Source organism: Allobosea sp. GW821-FHT03A12 (genome assembly GCF_058986765.1).
This window is the reverse complement of record NZ_JBYSVZ010000006.1, coordinates 289,043-305,617: the sequence shown is the minus strand read 5'-3', so window position 1 is coordinate 305,617 and position 16,575 is coordinate 289,043. Positions and strand designations below refer to the sequence as shown.

15 protein-coding genes are annotated in these 16,575 nt (G+C 68.1%); 9 read left to right on the top strand and 6 right to left on the bottom strand.

What is annotated here, in order from left to right; translation table 11 throughout:
* Positions 1–91 precede the first annotated feature (91 nt).
* The 5 genes from AC3WLC_RS23780 to AC3WLC_RS23760 all read left to right on the top strand — a co-directional run bounded on the left by AC3WLC_RS23780 (position 92) and on the right by AC3WLC_RS23760 (position 4,858).
* Positions 92–1,027, top strand: a complete 936-nt coding sequence (locus AC3WLC_RS23780) for a sugar ABC transporter substrate-binding protein (RefSeq protein ID WP_091835212.1) — start codon at positions 92–94, stop codon at positions 1,025–1,027.
* A gap of 70 nt (positions 1,028–1,097) precedes the next feature.
* The gene (locus AC3WLC_RS23775) at positions 1,098–2,246 is read left to right on the top strand and encodes an ABC transporter permease (RefSeq protein WP_493686385.1); all 1,149 of its coding nucleotides are present in this window, start codon (positions 1,098–1,100) and stop codon (positions 2,244–2,246) included.
* A 2-nt stretch (positions 2,247–2,248) separates the two neighbouring features.
* The gene (locus tag AC3WLC_RS23770; protein ID WP_110491983.1) at positions 2,249–3,043 is read left to right on the top strand and encodes an ATP-binding cassette domain-containing protein; all 795 of its coding nucleotides are present in this window, start codon (positions 2,249–2,251) and stop codon (positions 3,041–3,043) included.
* Between the two features lie 147 nt (positions 3,044–3,190).
* Positions 3,191–4,303, top strand: a complete 1,113-nt coding sequence (locus tag AC3WLC_RS23765) for a Gfo/Idh/MocA family protein (protein WP_493686384.1) — start codon at positions 3,191–3,193, stop codon at positions 4,301–4,303.
* A gap of 99 nt (positions 4,304–4,402) precedes the next feature.
* Positions 4,403–4,858 (top strand): MarR family winged helix-turn-helix transcriptional regulator, encoded by a 456-nt coding sequence (locus tag AC3WLC_RS23760; protein WP_493686383.1) that lies wholly within the window; start codon positions 4,403–4,405, stop codon positions 4,856–4,858.
* 10 nt (positions 4,859–4,868) lie between these two features.
* Here AC3WLC_RS23760 and phnN read toward each other — a convergent pair whose 3' ends face one another.
* Entirely contained in the window at positions 4,869–6,911 is a 2,043-nt protein-coding gene (phnN, locus tag AC3WLC_RS23755; RefSeq protein WP_493686382.1) for a phosphonate metabolism protein/1,5-bisphosphokinase (PRPP-forming) PhnN, read from the bottom strand.
* A 19-nt stretch (positions 6,912–6,930) separates the two neighbouring features.
* On the bottom strand, positions 6,931–7,764 hold the full coding sequence (gene nadC / locus AC3WLC_RS23750) for a carboxylating nicotinate-nucleotide diphosphorylase (RefSeq protein ID WP_493686381.1): 834 nt from the start codon (positions 7,762–7,764) through the stop codon (positions 6,931–6,933).
* A gap of 391 nt (positions 7,765–8,155) precedes the next feature.
* On the opposite strand from nadC, the gene AC3WLC_RS23745 reads away from it, so the two are divergent.
* From AC3WLC_RS23745 to AC3WLC_RS23730, 4 genes are read left to right on the top strand one after another with little or no spacing between them, the layout of a single operon-like run.
* Positions 8,156–9,640 (top strand): 6-hydroxynicotinate reductase, encoded by a 1,485-nt coding sequence (locus AC3WLC_RS23745; protein ID WP_493686380.1) that lies wholly within the window; start codon positions 8,156–8,158, stop codon positions 9,638–9,640.
* Positions 9,641–9,644: 4 nt separating this feature from the next.
* The gene (locus AC3WLC_RS23740; protein WP_493686379.1) at positions 9,645–10,532 is read left to right on the top strand and encodes a UPF0280 family protein; all 888 of its coding nucleotides are present in this window, start codon (positions 9,645–9,647) and stop codon (positions 10,530–10,532) included.
* On the top strand, positions 10,525–11,109 hold the full coding sequence (locus AC3WLC_RS23735) for an amino acid synthesis family protein (protein ID WP_493686378.1): 585 nt from the start codon (positions 10,525–10,527) through the stop codon (positions 11,107–11,109). The genes AC3WLC_RS23740 and AC3WLC_RS23735 overlap by 8 nt, the downstream gene beginning before the upstream one ends.
* Entirely contained in the window at positions 11,106–11,690 is a 585-nt protein-coding gene (locus AC3WLC_RS23730; protein ID WP_493686377.1) for an amino acid synthesis family protein, read from the top strand. The genes AC3WLC_RS23735 and AC3WLC_RS23730 overlap by 4 nt, the downstream gene beginning before the upstream one ends.
* A 22-nt stretch (positions 11,691–11,712) precedes the next feature.
* Here AC3WLC_RS23730 and AC3WLC_RS23725 read toward each other — a convergent pair whose 3' ends face one another.
* The 4 genes from AC3WLC_RS23725 to AC3WLC_RS23710 all read right to left on the bottom strand — a co-directional run bounded on the left by AC3WLC_RS23725 (position 11,713) and on the right by AC3WLC_RS23710 (position 16,438).
* Positions 11,713–12,492: an ATP-binding cassette domain-containing protein gene (locus AC3WLC_RS23725; RefSeq protein WP_493686376.1), complete on the bottom strand. Its 780-nt coding sequence runs from the start codon at positions 12,490–12,492 to the stop codon at positions 11,713–11,715.
* A 171-nt stretch (positions 12,493–12,663) separates the two neighbouring features.
* On the bottom strand, positions 12,664–13,968 hold the full coding sequence (locus AC3WLC_RS23720; protein WP_493686375.1) for a sugar ABC transporter permease: 1,305 nt from the start codon (positions 13,966–13,968) through the stop codon (positions 12,664–12,666).
* Entirely contained in the window at positions 13,961–15,010 is a 1,050-nt protein-coding gene (gene xylF, locus AC3WLC_RS23715) for a D-xylose ABC transporter substrate-binding protein (RefSeq protein ID WP_493686374.1), read from the bottom strand. The genes AC3WLC_RS23720 and xylF overlap by 8 nt, the downstream gene beginning before the upstream one ends.
* Positions 15,011–15,199: 189 nt before the next feature.
* Positions 15,200–16,438 (bottom strand): COG3904 family protein, encoded by a 1,239-nt coding sequence (locus AC3WLC_RS23710; RefSeq protein ID WP_493686373.1) that lies wholly within the window; start codon positions 16,436–16,438, stop codon positions 15,200–15,202.
* Positions 16,439–16,575: the final 137 nt, after the last annotated feature.

The window sequence follows — 16,575 nt, the reverse complement described above, 5'->3', positions numbered from 1 at the left end:
TCGCGGCCGGCCAAATCGCCCGAAAACTGGCCGATCGCGCCCGATCGGACCGATAACGAAAGCGGGGAGCATCCCCGCAAGGGAGGATGAGATGAAGCGTTTTCTCGCAGGGATGATTGCTGCCGCCGCCATCGCGGTCGCAGGAGCGACGCCCAGTGTCGCGCAGCAGACCAGGATCATCGTCGTCAGCCATGGCCAGGCCGCAGACCCGTTCTGGTCGGTGGTCAAGAACGGCGTCGCCAAGGCCGCGGCCGACCTCAAGGTCTCCGTCGATTATCGCGCGCCCGAGACTTTCGACATGGTGGCGATGAGCCAATTAATCGACGCCGCGGTAAACCAGAAGCCGGCCGGCCTCGTCGTCTCGATTCCCGACGCCTCGGCGCTCGGTCCGTCGATCCAGAAGGCGGTCGCCGCCGGCATCCCGGTGATCTCGATGAATTCGGGCTCCGACGTCTCGAAGAAGCTCGGCGCGCTGCTGCATGTCGGCCAGGACGAGTTCGATGCCGGCAAGGCCGCCGGCGAGAAGCTCGCCAGCATGGGCGGCAAGGTCGGCGTCTGCGTCAACCACGAGGTCGGCAATGTCGCGCTCGACCTGCGCTGCAAGGGTTTTGCCGAGGGCTTCAAGGGCAAGGTCACCGTGCTGCCGGTCTCGAACGACCCGTCCGAGATCCGCTCCAAGGTCAAGGCGGCACTCTCCGACGCCAGCGTCGACACGGTGATGGCGCTGAGCGCCTCGCTCGGCGGCGAGCCGACCCTGGCCGGCGTCAAGGAGGCCGGCAAGATCGCCAGCGTCCGCGTCGCCACCTTCGATCTCTCCGCCAACTTCCTCAAGGCGATCGTCGCGGGCGAAGCCGCCTTCGGCATCGACCAGCAGCAGTTCCTGCAGGGCTATCTGCCGGTCGCCTTCCTGGCGCTCAACGCCGAATACGGCCTCGTCCCCGGCGGCAACGTCCCGTCCGGCCCGAACCTCGTCACCAAGGAGAAGGCGGCCCAGGTCGTCGACCTCTCGGCCAAGGGCATCCGCTGAGCGATCTGCGGCGGCGTGCCCAGCGCCGCCGCTCCCTCCCCGGACGGTTCAGAAGCTGAAGGTGCGCGCCATGACGACGTCGACCGCCGATCTCGCCGCGGGTGCCTCCCGTCCCGCCGACCCGGCCGCGGAGGCGCGCGACGAGCGCCTGCGCCGCGTCTCGCTGATCGCCCGATTGATGCGCCGGCCCGAACTGGGGGCGGTCGCCGGCCTCGTCCTGGTGACCGTCTTCTTCGGCCTGACCGCCAACCCGGCGATGTTCACCCTCGCCGGGGTCATGACCGTGCTCTCGCCAGCGGCGCAGCTCGGCATCCTCGCCATTGCGGCGGCGCTGCTGATGATCGGCGGCGAGTTCGACCTTTCGATCGGCTCGATGATCGCCTTTTCCGGCCTCGTCTTCGGCGCGCTGATCGTCGTCGGCGACCTGCCGCTGCTGGCGGCGATCGTCGCGACCTTCGTCTTCGCCGGCTTGATGGGCGCGGTGAACGGGCAGATCGTCATCCGGACGCGCCTGCCCTCCTTCATCGTCACGCTCGCCTTCCTCTTCATCCTGCGCGGGCTCTCGCTGGTCGGGCTGAAATGGGCGACCGGCGGCTCGACGCAATTGCGTGGGATCGGCGACAAGGCGGGCGCAGGCGTGGTGCGCGAACTCTTCTCCGGCCAGGCCCTGGAGGGGCTGTTCGCCTGGCTGGCGCAGGCCAACTGGATCGCCAAGTTTCCCAACGGCACGCCGACCGTGACCGGCGTCCCCGTCGGGGTGCTCTGGTTCCTCGCCATCGCCGCGCTCGCGACCTATGTCCTCTTGCGCACCCGCTTCGGCAACTGGATCTTCGCCGCCGGCGGCGATCCCAATGCGGCTCGCAACTCCGGCGTGCCGGTGAACATGGTCAAGACGACCCTGTTCGTGCTGACCGCCTGCGCCGCCACGCTCGTCGCGATCCTGACCGTGCTCGACGCCGGCTCGACCGATGCCCGCCGCGGCTTCCAGAAGGAGTTCGAGGCGATCATCGCCGCGGTCATCGGCGGCTGCCTGCTCACCGGCGGCTATGGCTCGGCGATCGGCGCCTTCTTCGGCGCGATCATCTTCGGCATGGTCTCGATCGGCCTGACCTACACCAGCTTCGACAGCGACTGGTTCCAGGTCTTCCTCGGCGGGATGCTGCTGCTCGCCGTGCTGTTCAACAACTTCATCCGCCGCAAGGCGACAGGGGAGCGCTGACCATGACGACAGCTCCGGAACAGGCCCCGCTGATCGAGGTCCGCGACATCGTCAAGCATTTCGGTTCGGTGATCGCGCTCTCGGGCGTCTCGCTCAAGGTCTCCGCCGGCGAGGTGCTCTGCCTGCTTGGCGACAACGGCGCTGGCAAGTCGACGCTGATCAAGACGCTCTCGGGCTGTCATAAGCCGAGCTCGGGCGAGTTCCTGGTCGAGGGTCGGCCGGTCGCCTTCTCGAGCCCGCGCGACGCGCTCGATGCCGGCATCGCCACGGTCTACCAGGACCTGGCGATGATCCCGCTGATGTCGATCACGCGGAACTTCTTCATGGGGCGCGAGCCGATCCGCGGCTTCGGCCCGCTGAAATGGATCGATTTCGACCTCGCCCATGCGGTGACGCGCGACGAGATGCACAGGATCGGCATCGATATCCGCGACCCGCACCAGGCGGTCGGCACGCTCTCGGGCGGCGAGCGTCAATGCGTCGCCATCGCCCGCGCCGTCTATTTTGGCGCCAAGGTACTGATCCTGGACGAGCCGACCTCGGCGCTCGGCGTCGCCCAGACCTCGATGGTGCTGAAATACATCAACCTCGTCCGCGCCAAGGGCCTCGGCGTGATCTTCATCACCCATAATGTCCGCCACGCCTATGCCGTCGGCGACCGCTTCACCGTGCTCAACCGCGGCAAGACGCTCGGCACCTACGCCAAGTCCGGGATCGCCATGGACGAGCTGCAGAACCTGATGGCCGGCGGCAAGGAATTGCAGGCAGTCTCCGAGGAGCTCGGCGGCACGGTCTGATTATTTCCCTCAATTGGTCATCCCGGGCGTAGCGAAGCGAAGACCCGGGATCCATTCCGGAACGGTTCAGGAATGGGTCCCGGATCGGCGCGGCTTCGCCGCTTGTCCGGGATGACCTCGTAAATTGTGATCGGAAAGGACATCCCCATGCGCGCGCTCGGCGTCGGCCTGATCGGCACCGGCTATATGGGCAAGTGCCACGCACTGGCCTGGAATGCGGTCGCGCCGGTCTTCGGCGATGTGCCTCGCCCGAAGCTCGCCGTGCTCTGCGAGGTCGATGAGGCCTTGGCGGCCCAGCGGGCCGGCGAGTTCGGCTTCACCGAATCGACCGCCGACTGGCAGGCGCTCATCGCCCATCCCGATGTCGACGTGGTCTCGATCACCACGCCGAACGCCTTCCACGCGCAAATGGCGATCGCGGCGCTGAAGGCCGGCAAGCACGTCTGGTGCGAGAAGCCGATGGCGACCAGCCTCGGCGATGCGCAAGCGATGCTGGCGGCGGCGAAGGCGGCCGGAACGATCGCGGCCCTCGGCTACAACTACATCCAGAACCCGGCGATCCGGCTGGCGCAGCGCCTGGTCGCCGATGGCGCGATCGGCCCGGTCAACCATGTCCGCGTCGAGATGGACGAGGATTTCATGGCCGATGCCGGCGCGCTGTTCTCCTGGAAGAGCGAGGCTGCCTCCGGACACGGCGCCCTCGACGATTTCGGCGTCCATGCCTTCTCGCTGATCAAGGTGCTGATCGGCGAGGTCGAGTCCGTCATGGCCGATATGGCAAAGCCTTATGCCGAGCGGCCGCTCGCAGCCGGCGGCCAGCGTGCGGTCGAGACCCACGATATCGCCACGCTGCTGTTGCGCCTGTCGTCCGGCGCTTCCGGGCTCGTCGCCCTCAACCGCTCGGCATGGGGCCGCAAGGGCCGGATTGCGCTGCAGGTCTTCGGCGCGAAGGGCACGATCGCCTATGACCAGGAGCGGATGAACGAGATCGAGCTCTATACCGCCGAGGGGAAAGCTGACGTCCAGGGCTTCCGCCGCATCCTCACCGCTCCGGCGCACGAGCCCTATGGCCGCTTCATTCCGGCGCCCGGCCACGGCCTCGGCTTCAACGAGCTCAAGATCATCGAATGCCGCGAATTGCTGCGCGCCATCGCCGGCGAGCCCGCGCATCTCCTCGACTTCGAGGCCGGCCTGCGCATCGAGCGCACGGTCGAGGCGGCAGCGAGGAGTTTCCGCGATGGGCGCTGGACGACAGTCTGAGGAGCTGCTTGGCTGGAACAGGTCCTGATTGCAAAAGTGGTTCCCACTTTTGCCGGACATGCTCTAGAAATATCGTTCGTACACGAACGAGGACCAGCGATGGCGCGACCGAGCAGTGCGGCCGAGACGCCCGAACCCGCCGACGAGAGCTATGATCTCGCCGAGCAGGTCGGCTTCATCATGCGCCAGGCGGCGCAGCGCCACGTCTCGATCTTCAACGAGATCATGGGCGCCGACCTGACGCCGACGCAATGGGCGGTGCTGGCGCGGCTCTATCAGGATGGCGGCTCCTCGCAGAACCTGCTGGGGCGCCAGACCGCGATGGACGCGGCCACGATCAAGGGCGTGGTCGACCGCCTGCTCAAGCGCAAGCTGGTCCAGACCAAGCCTGACCCCGAGGATGGTCGCCGCCTCATCGTCGAGCTCAGCCCGGCCGGTGTCGACTATACCCGCGAATTGCTGCCCAAGGCGGAGACGGTGACCAAGGTCACGCTCGCCCCGCTGGCGACCAACCAACGGGCGACGCTGATCGCCTTGCTGAAGCAGTTGCGTTGAAGCGCGGTCGCTAGCTGATCACGTAGCAGTCGCAGCTGTCAGCCATCGCCTTGGCCTCGTCGAGATCGCTCGAGGCGCTGGCGTGAATGGCGAAGAGCGGATCGCCTGCGGCGACGCGGTCGCCGACATGGCGGCGCAGGTCGATGCCGGCCGCCTTGTCGAAGGGTGCGCCGGCGCGCCGCGCGATTCCTGCGACCGCCCAGCCATCGATCTCGCTGACCATCCCGGCTTTGGGCGAGCGCACGGTATGGACCAGCAGCCCCGGCGCGACCGGGGGCTCGCGCCGCCCCTGCGCATCGATGATTCGCTCGAAGGCGGCCCGCGCCGCGCCTGAGCGCAGCAGCTCCTCCGCCCGTGCCCGCCCGGCCGCGACCGAGCCGAGCGCCGGGTCCCAGGCCAGGATGCGGCTGGCGAAGAACAGCGCCTTCTCGACCAGGTCGGCCGGCGCCTGCGGGTCGTTGTCGAGCACCCAGCCGACATCGCGGCATTCCAGCGCCGGGCCGATGCCGCGCCCGATCGGGCGGCTGCCATCGGTCGGAAAGGCGTTGACGACGAGGCCGAGCCCGGCTCCGACCGTCTCGAACAACTGCGCCAGCTCGGCGGCCTCGGCTTCGCTCTTCAGCTTGGCGCGCGGGCCATAGGGCAGGTCGACGATGACATGGGTCGAGCCGGCCGTGAGCTTCTTCGACAGGATCGAGGCGACCGACCAGCGGTTCGAATCGATGCCGAGCGGCCGCGTGATCGCGTTCATCACGTCGTCGACGACGGAATGGTTCAACCGCCCGTTCCAGGCGATCGAGCCGCGCGCCTTTTCCACACAGGCGCGCAGTTCGGCCGGATTGAGCTCGACGCGGGCGAGCGCCTCCATCGCATCGGCCGTGCCTGCCGCCGAAGTGATGGCGCGCGACGAGGTTTTCGGCATCAGGAAGGCGCCATGCGCGGCGACGATCGGCACGACGATCAGCGTGATCCGGCTGCCGGGAATGCCGCCCATCGAATGCTTGTCGACGACGATCTTGTCGGGCCAGGTGATCCTTTGCGCGAAGCGGGTCCGCACCCGTGCCAGCGCGATGACCTCGTCGTCGGACAGCTTCTGCGTTGCCGCGACCAGGAAGGCGGCAACCTCGCCATCGGGATAGCGGGCTTCGACGATGTCGCGGATCAGCGTGTGATACTGCGCCTCCGTGAGCTCGCCGCCCTGGATCTTGCGGGTCAGCGCCGCCCGGCTTTCCGGCGAGGGGGTGCGCCGGATCGTGACTTCGCTGCCCTCCGGGAGATTAAGCTCGTCGAAGGCCTCGGCCGAGAGGCCGATCTCGTCGCCGGCGAGCAGGGCAGGTGAATCGACCACCTGAACATCCGAGCGAATGCTGGCCGTCGTCCCGGAGATCTCGATCCGGCCCGGCCCGAGATAGTCGAAACCGTTGACGATCTCGCCCTTGGCCGGGAGGTAGGCGCAATGCGCCCGTCCCGCAAAGAGCGGCAGACGGCGCAGGCGCATCGTATTGGCGGCCGCCTCGACCGCGGCGACGAAGCGCTCGATCCCGATCTCCACGCTCTGATCATTGCAGATCGTCGCCGCCCTGATGCCTTCCGGGCGCGGCTCGACCGTGCGCGACAGGCGCTTCTCGATGGCTTCGCCGCTCTCGCGCCCGCGCCCGGCGATGCGGGCGGCGAGCACCTCGGGCGGCGCGGTGACCTCGACCACGACGAAGCGCGGCAGCCGAGCGGCGAGCGCCGCGATCGTGGCGCGCGAGCCATTGGCGATGACGTTGCGGCCGGCCTCGACCAGCCGCTTCAACTCGGCCGGCAGCCCGTAGCGCAGGCCATGGGCGCCCCAGGTGATCAGGAAGTCGCCCTTGGCCTCGCGTGCATCGAAGGCCTCGTCCGTCGCCGCCTCGTGATCCTCGCCCGGCGAGCCGGCCGGGCGGGTGACGACACGCCGCGCGAAGACATAGCGGCCGGTCGGCTCCAGCAAGGTGCGGGCGCCGTCGATCAGCGAGTCCTTGCCGGCCCCGCTCGGGCCGACGACGAGGAAGAAGGTGCCTTGCCGCATTCCCTGGCCGCAGTCCTGCTCAGGCTTCGTCGAGACCGATATCCACGGCCGGCGCCGACTGGGTGATCTTGCTGGTCGAGATGTAGTCGACGCCGGTCTTCGAGATCGGGCCGATCGTGTCGATGTTGATCCCGCCGGAGGCTTCGACCTTGGCGCGGCCGGCGATCAGCTCGACTGCCTTGGTCATGTCTGCGACCGACATGTTGTCGAGCATGATCACGTCGGCGCCGGCCTTGGCGGCCTCTTCGACCTGCTCCAGCCGATCGCACTCGACCTCGAGCTTGGTCAGCACCGGCAGCTTCTTGCGGGCGCGTTCGACGGCGGCAGTGATGCTGCCGCAGACGGCGATGTGGTTGTCCTTGATCATCACGCCGTTATCGAGGCCGAGGCGGTGGTTGAGGCCGCCGCCGCAGGTCACGGCGTGCTTCTCCATCATGCGCAGGCCGGGCGTGGTCTTGCGGGTGTCGATCAGGCGCGCCTTGCTGCCGGCCATGGCGGCGGCGTAGCGGGCGGTCTCGTTGGCGATGCCGGAGAGGCGCTGGGCGATGTTGAGCGCGGTGCGCTCGGCGGTGAGCACGCTGCGGGCAGAGCCTTCGATCTCGACGAGGATCGCGCCCTTCTCGACCTTGTCGCCGTCCTTGACGCGCAGGGTGACCTTGAGATCGGGATCGTAGCGCTTGAACACCCTGGCCGCGACCTCGACGCCGGCGACGATCATCGGCTCGCGGGCGTTCATGTGGAACTTGCCGGTCTCGCCGGGCTCGATCATCACCTGGACGGTGAGGTCGCAGGCGCCGATATCCTCGACAAGCCAGTGGTCGATCAGGCGGTCCGTGGCGAAGACGTCATACATGGCAGGGCCCTCTCTCCCGCGGCGATGCCGCTCCAAACATGTTTGTATGCAAACAATAGCAGCGGGGAAATTTGGCTGTCAATGCGCCATTGATGCCGTGCTTGCAACCGCCAATCGCGTCATCCGGAGGTCATCTCTGCCGGGTAAAAGCCCTGCCTGACGGCGCCATAAATAATCTTGTATGCAAGATTTGGCGGCCACGCTCCCTTTTCACCGACGAACCGGCGCGAGCGCGGCCCTGACGGCTGAGGTCGTGGGCCAATCTCGGAATTGGGCGTAGAATGCACGGCCGGCTCACGCCTCGCCGCTGTCTTGACTTGCTCCAAGAGGCGCGCCAGTATCGTTTGTACACAAACAAAATTCAGAGACCCGCTCTGCGGGAGGATCAAGCATGGCGCTGGACGAAGCGAGCCCGGTCGCGGACGACAAGATCCGCTGCGATGCCTGCCCGGTGATGTGCTTCATCAAGCCGGGCGCCGTCGGTGCCTGCGATCGCTACGGCAATGTCGACGGCGAGCTGGTTCGGATGGAACCGCATATCGTGCTGGAGCGCACGCTGGAGCATGGCGGCGAGATCGTTCCCTTTGCCGGCAGCCGCGAATGGGACGGCGAGATCGTCCACCAGCAGGGCACCTTCATCACCGCGATCGGCGCCGGCACCACCTATCCCGACTACAAGCCGGCCCCGTTCATCGTCTCCTCTGAGGTCGACGGCGTCGACATGGTCACCGTCGTGACCGAGGGCATCTTCAGTTATTGCGGCGTCAAGGTGAAGATCGACACTGACCGCTTCCTCGGCCCGGAGCAGGCGACAGTGCGCGTCGAGGGCGAGGCGATCGGCCACGTCACCACCGGCGAATACGGCTCGCAGATGCTCTCGCTCGGCGGGGTCCACCACCTCACCGGCGGCTCGAAGAAGGAGGGCCGCGTCACCTGCGACGCACTGCTCCAGCTCAGCAACGGCAAGGCGGTCGAGCTCACCATCGACGAGGGCGAGACCGTGATCGTCCAGGCCGGCAAGCCGCCGATCGTCAACGGCATCCAGGAAAGCCGGATGCGCGTCGGCTGCGGCTCGGCGACGATCGGCATCTTCGCCAAGCAATGGCACGGCAAGGTCGACGAGGTCGTCGTCGTCGACGACCACATCACCGGCGTGCTCTCCGAGCACCAGGCCGGCAAGCTGCTCGGCATGGCCAGCACTGGCATCAAGATGAAGGGCCGGCGCTCGACGCCCGGCCGCTATTTCCAGGTGGCGCAGCCCGGCACCGGCTGGGGCGGCACCAATATCAGCGATCCCCTGACTATTCTCGGGCCGTTCGACCCCAAGGTCGCCTATCCCGGCCTGCGCCTGCTGATGGTTTCGACCACCGGCGAGCACGCCGCCTATTACGAGCTCGACGAGAACCTGCAGCCTGTCGAGATGCAGATGCCGCAGCCGCTGGTCGAGCCGGTCGAGCGTATCGCCGAGAATTGCGAGCCGGCGCTCTCCACCGTGCTGTTCATTGGCGGCGCCGGCGGCTCGCTGCGCGCCGGCGTCACCGAGAATCCGGTCCGGCTGACCCGCTCGGTCAAGGATGCGCTGACCTATGTCACCTGCGGCGGCGCGCCGGTCTATATCTGGCCGGGCGGCGGCATCACCTTCATGGTCGACGTCACCCGCCTGCCTGAGAACGCCTTCGGCTATGTGCCGACGCCGGCCTTGGTCGCGCCGCTCGAGTTCACCATGAGCCTCAGCGACTATGAGGCGCTCGGCGGCCATATGGACGCGATCCAGCCGCTGGCCTCGCTCAAGGGCGGCAGCCGCCTGCGCCTGCCGCAGCGCCCGGACAATCCCTGGCCGCTGGCGCCGGAGCAGCCGCGCCGCTCGCTCGGCTAGGCCGATGTGGGAGAAGCCCTCCGCGCGGATTCTGCCGGATGGCCGGCGCCTGCTCCTGCAGCAGGGGCCGATCGACCTCGTCATCGAGGCTGTCGGCGAGCAGGGGGCTGTCAAGGCTGCGCATGAGGCTGCCGTTCTCCGCTTCGACGGCCTGCTCGCCGAGCTTTGCGATGAATTGAAACTGCTGCGGACGGCGGTGAGCCGGACGAGCCCACTGCCGCTCGGTCCCATCGCTCGCCGCATGCATGCAGCGGTCAGTCCGTTTGCCGAGCGCAGCTTCATCACGCCGATGGCAGCCGTCGCCGGTTCTGTCGCGCAGGAGATTCTCGGCGTGATGTGTGCCGCCGCGCCGCTGCAGCGCGCCTATGTCAACAATGGCGGCGACATCGCCCTGCATCTCGCAGCGGGAGAACAGTTCCGCATCGGGCTGGTGAAGCGTCCCGACCGGCCGGAGTTCTTCGCCACGGCGACGATCCGGCCTGAAGATGGCGTCGCCGGCATCGCCACATCCGGCTATCCCGGCCGCAGCTTTTCGCTGGGAATCGCCGAGGCGGTGACAGTGCTTAGCGCCACCGCGGCCATGGCCGACGCCGCCGCGACGGTAATCGCCAATGCGATCGATTTACCCGGCCATCCCGCAGTCGAGCGCCTGCCGGCCAGCTCCGTCCAGAGCGATAGCGATCTCGGCGAGAGGCTCGTCACACGCGACGTCGGCCCGCTGGCCGTCGACGAGATCGAGACCGCGCTTGCCGCGGGACTCGCCGAGGCGGAGCGCTTGCGCGCCGCAGGCCTGATCGTCTCGGCCGCCATGCATCTTCAGGGCGTGAGCCGCACGCTCGCGACCCCTATGATCGTTCAAGAAGACCCCGAGAGGAGACTTGCCCGTGCCTGAGATCGCCGTCCGCAAATACGCCGTGACCGTCGAGGAGATCTACCACGAGGGCGGCCCCGCCGCCGCAGTGCCGCTGAAGCGCGGCGCGGCGCTGGCGGTGATCGCCAACCCCTATGCCGGCCGCTATGTCGAGGACATCCAGGGCTTCATGGACGATCTGAAACCCTTCGGACTCGCCATGGCTCAGCGGCTGCTCGCGGCGATGGGCGGCGATGCCAGGGCAATCCAGGGCTATGGCAAGGGTGCCATCGTCGGCGCCGCCGGCGAGCTCGAGCATGGTGCGCTCTGGCACGTGCCGGGCGGCTACGCCATGCGCGAACTGCTCGGCGACGCCAAGGCGATCGTGCCCTCGACCAAGAAGGTCGGCGGCCCCGGCACGCGCCTCGACATCCCCGTGACCCACGTCAATGCGTCCTACGTCCGCAGCCATTTCGACGCCTTCGAGATCGGCATCACCGATGCGCCCAAGGCCGATGAATTGCTGTTCGCGCTGGTGATGACCACCGGGCCGCGCATCCACGCCCGCGTCGGCGGCCTCAAGGCGAGCGAGATCAAGGGCGAGGACGGCCTGCGATGAAAGCCAGGATCCGCAAGATCGTCACGATCCTCGACGAGACCCATAGTGAGCTCGGCCGGCCCGTCTCGCCGCCCATCAAGCGCGCCGCCGCCGTCGCCGTGATCGCCAATCCCTTCGCCGGCACCTATCAGGACGACCTCTCCGAGCTGATCGACATCGGCGAGGAGCTCGGCGACCTGCTCGGCCGCCATGCGCTGGCCGCCCTCGGCATCGAGGGCGAAGCGGTCCAGGGCTATGGCAAGGCCGCTGCCGTCGGCGAAGATGGCGAGCTGGAGCACGCCGCCGCGATCCTGCATCCCAAGCTCGGCGCCCCCCTGCGCAAGCTCCTGGGCAAGGCACCGGCGCTGATCCCGTCCTCGAAGAAGCGCGGCTCGCTCGGTGTCGTCCTCGACGTGCCGCTCGGCCACAAGGCCGCGGCCTATGTCCGCAGTCATTTCGACGGCATGGAGGTGCGCATTCCCGATGGGCCGCGCGCCGGCGAGATCGTCGTCGCGGTCGCCCTGACCAGCGGCGGCCGGCCCCTGCCGCGCGTCGGCGGGCTGACCCATGCCGAGGCCAAGGGCGAGGACGGACTGCGCTGAGGCGCGCGTCCCGTCCTTTCGCCTAACTGCGTAGAGCGCCCGGCCCAGCCACCGCGCCGGGCGGGCATTTGCCCGAGATGATCATGCCGAGCACCTCGTCCTGCGTGACGTCGCGGACATGGGCGGTGCCGACCACCTTGCCGTTCTTCATCACGCTGACGCGGTCGGCGAGGTCGAAGACATCGTGCAGATCGTGGCTGATCAGGAAGATGCCGATGCCCTGCTTCTTCAGCTCCAGGATCAGGTCGGCGACCTGCTTGGTCTCGGCCGGGCCGAGCGCGGCCGTCGGCTCGTCCATGATCAGCACCCGCGCGTTGAAATAGATCGCGCGGGCGATCGCGACCGACTGGCGCTGGCCGCCGGAAAGCGCCTTCACCGGCTCCTTGAAGCGGCGGAAATGCGGGTTGAGCCGGCCCATCACTTTGCGGGTCTCGGCCTCCATCACGCTGTCGTCGAGCGTGCCCCAGGAGGTCAAAAGCTCGCGGCCGAGGAAGATGTTGGCGGCGGCGTCGACATTGTCGGCGAGAGCGAGCGTCTGGTAGATCGTCTCGATGCCGTGACGCTTGGCGTCGCGCGGGCTGGAGATCGCAACGGGCTCGCCGGCGATCCTGATCTCGCCGGCATCGGCGCGATAGGCGCCCGACAGGATCTTGATCAGCGTCGACTTGCCGGCGCCGTTATGGCCGAGCAGGCCGACAACCTCGCCGGCATGCAGGTCGATGCTGGCATGGTCGACCGCCTTGATGCCGCCGAAGGCGATCGAGATCTCGCGCATCTCGACGAGGGGCGTGGTCATGTCCATGGGCAGGCTCCTCCCCTGTCATTCCGGGGCTCGCGAAGCGAGAACCCGGAACCCACGACCGGGTGAACCCTCAAATACAATCCCGTCGATCGCGCTCGCCCGGTCGTGGGTTCCGGGTTCGCCGCTGCGCGGCGACCCGGAATGACAGGGGAGTTTGCCGCGCTCATCCCGCTAACCCAGCCGCTTGCGATAGAGCCCGTCGAGCCAGACGGCGAGGACGAGCACGATGCCGACGACGATATTCTGCAGGGGCGTATCGACGCCGATCAGCACCATGCCCGATTGCAGGGACTGCATCACCAGCGCGCCCAGCATCGCGCCGGTTATGGTGCCGACGCCGCCGGCGAGCGAGGTACCGCCGATCACCGCCGCGGCGATGACATAGAGCTCGTCGAGCTGGCCGGCCGAATTGGTTGCGGCATTGAGGCGGGCGGTCGAGATGCAGGCGGCGATGCCGACCAGCATGCCCATCAGCCCGTAGACCAGCATCAGCACCTTGCGCGTGTTGACGCCGGAAAGCTGGGCCGCCTCGGGATTGCCGCCGATCGAGAAGACATAGCGGCCGAAGCGCAAACGCCGCGCCAGGAAACTCATGGCGACGCCGACCGCGAGGGCGAGCAGAACCGGCACGGCGAGGCCATGGCCGATGACGAGCCCGCCCTCGGGCCAGGTGCCGCCCTTCGCCTCGACGAGGCGGCGGGCGACGCCGGCCGGCAGGGCATAGGCGTTGGCGATCGCGACCGCGCCGATCACCGTGCCGCAGGCGAGCGCGGCGAGCACGATCTCGGCCCAGAGCGGGCGCAGGGCGAAGCCGTAGCGCTTGCGCCGGCGCCGGGCGAAGGCGATCCCCGCGACGATCAGCGCGCAGATGACGATGCCGATCACCCAAGAGGCGGTGGTACCGATCGCGCCCTCGATGCCGCCGCCGAGCGGACGAAAGCGTGAATCCATCGGCGCGATGGTCTGGCCCTGCGTCACCCACCAGGCGCCGCCGCGCCAGACCAGCAGGCCGCCGAGCGTGACGATGAAGGAGGGGATGGCGAGATAGGCGATCAGCGCGCCCTGGAACAGGCCGATCAGCCCGCCGAGCGCGATCGCGGCGGCGATCGAGATCAGCCAGGTGGCCGGGTGCTCGAAACCGAGCAGGCCGGGGAGCAGTTGCGCCTGGACGAGGCCGGTGACCATGCCGACGAAGCCGAGCATCGAGCCGACCGAGAGGTCGATATTGCGGGTGACGATCACCAGCACCATGCCGCAGGCCATCACCGCGACCGAAGCGGTCTGGACCGAGAGATTCCAGAGATTGCGCGGCGTCAGGAAGGCGCCGCCCGAGAGCCAGTTGAAGCCGAGCCAGATCACCGCCAAGGCGGCGATCATGCCGATCATCCGCGCGTCGAACTCGATGGCGCGCAGATGATCGGCGAAGCTCTTCGCATCCTGCGACGGCGCTGCCGGCGCGGGCACGCTTTCAGTCACAGGCCTTGACCTTGCCGGCGGCCACGCCCTGGCAGACGGCGGCCTTTGGCGCCCAGCCGGCCTCGATCACGACGCCGAGATTGTCCTTGGTCACCGGCACCGGCTTCAGGAACAGCGCGGTCATCTTGGCCTTGCTCGGGCCCTGGTCCCAGGCGGTCGCGCCTGCGACCTCGGTCAGCTTGGCGCCGCCGGCGAGCTTGATCGCGATCTCGGCGGCATTGCGCCCAAGCTCGCGCGCATCCTTCCAGATCGTCACCGTCTGGGTGCCCAAGGCGACGCGGTTGAGGGCGGCGCGGTCGGCGTCCTGGCCGGAGACCGGCACCGAGCCGGCGAGGCCCTGCGCGGCGAGCGCCGCGATGGCGCCGCCGCCGGTGCCGTCATTGGCTGCGATGACGGCGTCGACCTTGTTGGCGTTGCGCGTCAGGAACTGCTCCATGTTGCGCTGGGCGTTGGCCGGCAGCCAGCCATCGGTATAGGCCTCGCCGACATTCTTGATCTTGCCGGCGTCGATCGCCGGTTTCAGCACCTCGATCGAGCCCTGGAACAGGAAGTTGGCGTTCGGGTCCGAGCTCGAGCCCTTGATGAAGACGTAGTTGCCCTCCGGCTTCGCCTTCTGGATCTCGCGCGCCATCATCCGGCCGACCTCGACATTGTCGAAGGTCAGGTAGAAGGCCTGCGGGATCTCGATCAGCCGATCGTAGCCGATGACCGCGATGCCCTCGTCCACCGCCTTCTGCACGGCCGGGCGGATCGCCTGCGCGTCCTGGGCCAGCACGATGATCGCCTTGGCGCCGCGTGCGATCAGGCTTTCGACATCGGTGAGCTGCTTGGCGGGCGAGGATTGCGCGTCGGCCGAGAGATAGGTGCCGCCGACCTTCTCGATCGCCGCCTTGATTGCGGCCTCGTCGGTCTTCCAGCGCTCCTCCTGGAAGTTCGACCAGCTGACGCCGACCACCGGGCCCTTGCTCTGGGCGAAAACTGGATAAGCGCTACCGAAAGCCGCGAGCGCGAGGCCCGCGGCGAGAAAATGGCGTCTCAACACGGCGTTTCTCCCTCGTTTGCGGCCGCGCGCTTTCGTGCTGCGCGTCGGATTGGAGGGAAGGTGAGCGTATCGGCTCGGGCGCGTCAAGCACACATTGAAGGCAGGTTGAACTGCACGCATCGCGCGCATGTAATCGATTGCGCCTGCCGGGGAGCGATTGGTTCCGGATGGGATTTGGTCAAGCGCCCGTCAGCGGCAGATCGCCGAGCGCAGCGCCGGCAGACGCAGCAGCTCGGCCGCGGTGCCGCTGCGCTGCCAGGTCGAAGGGGTGCCGTCTTCCGCCGGGGGATCGATCTTCAGCGATACCGCGGTCCGATCGGTCAGGCCGCACAAGGTCTCGCGCAGGACATCGGCGCTCATCGGCCCGTCGGGGGCGCTGCCGTCCTCGTTCTGCGCGATGATCGGCGGACCGCCCGGCAAGGTCAGCGTGACCGTCCGCAGCCGCGTCGGGATCGGCGCATCGCCGAACAGCAGCCGCATCTGCAGGGCGGTGGTCTGCTGATAGCGCCCTTCGCTGACGGACAAGGCGAGGCGCAATCTGCCGCCGCGATGCGGGCCGAGCTCGACCGAGCCGATCGGGGTCGCTGGCGCGACCAGCGTCGCCGGCAGCACGGGTGCCGCGCTCAGGCTCCGCGAAGAGCCGGGAGCGGGGGCCAATGCGGGCCGCAGGTCCTCGAAGGCAAGGGCGGCGGGTCCGATCTGGGTCGCGATCGTGGTCGCGCGCATCTCGTCGGGCTTGAGGTATCGCATCGTGTCGGCCGGCGTCGACACCGTCACCTCGATGAAGGAACGGTCGAGGCCCATGGCGTCGAGGTAGCGCCTCATCTTGGCGTCGATCTCGCCGGTCGCCTGCTCCTGCTTGACCGTCCGCGTCTCGGTTCTCTCGTCGACCAGTTCCCTGCGCCCGCGCACAACCCTGTAGTCGCGCACCGTCGTCGTCTCGGTCTCGACGATGGTCTGCTGGTGCACGCCGATGCGCGATTGCGGCGGGATGATCCGGCGCACGCCGCTGGCGAGGAAGAGGGTGCAGGCCGAGGCGCAGAGCGGGCTGCGCTCGTCGATGGTGCCGAGTGCCGGCTCGCGCTGGCTGAAGACGGTGCGGGCGACGGCGATGTCGAGGCCGCTCTTGCGGACGAGCTCGCCCATCGCGATCGCCGCCTCGACCGTGCCGCCGGTCGAGTAGACCAGCAGCGGCAACTTGCGCCCGTTCAATTCGGCGAGCGCACGGCGCAGTTCGGCCGGCGTGTCCTTGGTGATCGCCCCCTGGGCGGCGAGCCATTCACGGCAGTCTGGCTCGCAGGGCTCGGCGCTGCGCGTCAGCACGATGCGCATCGGCTCCGGCTGCGGCGCGGCAGCCGGCTTGTCCTGCGCCAGCGCGGGCAAGGCGATCAGGGAAAAGGCGAACGCCAGGAGATGGGCGATGCGCATCACGAAATCAGCGGCCTCAGCTGCGGTTGCGCAAGGGAACCCCAGGCGCAGGGTTTTGACAACAGCCTCCGCGCCCCGTCGCATGGGCAGGGAGACAAGGTTAATGCTTTGGCTGTGCCGTTGGGCGTCTTTGAGGC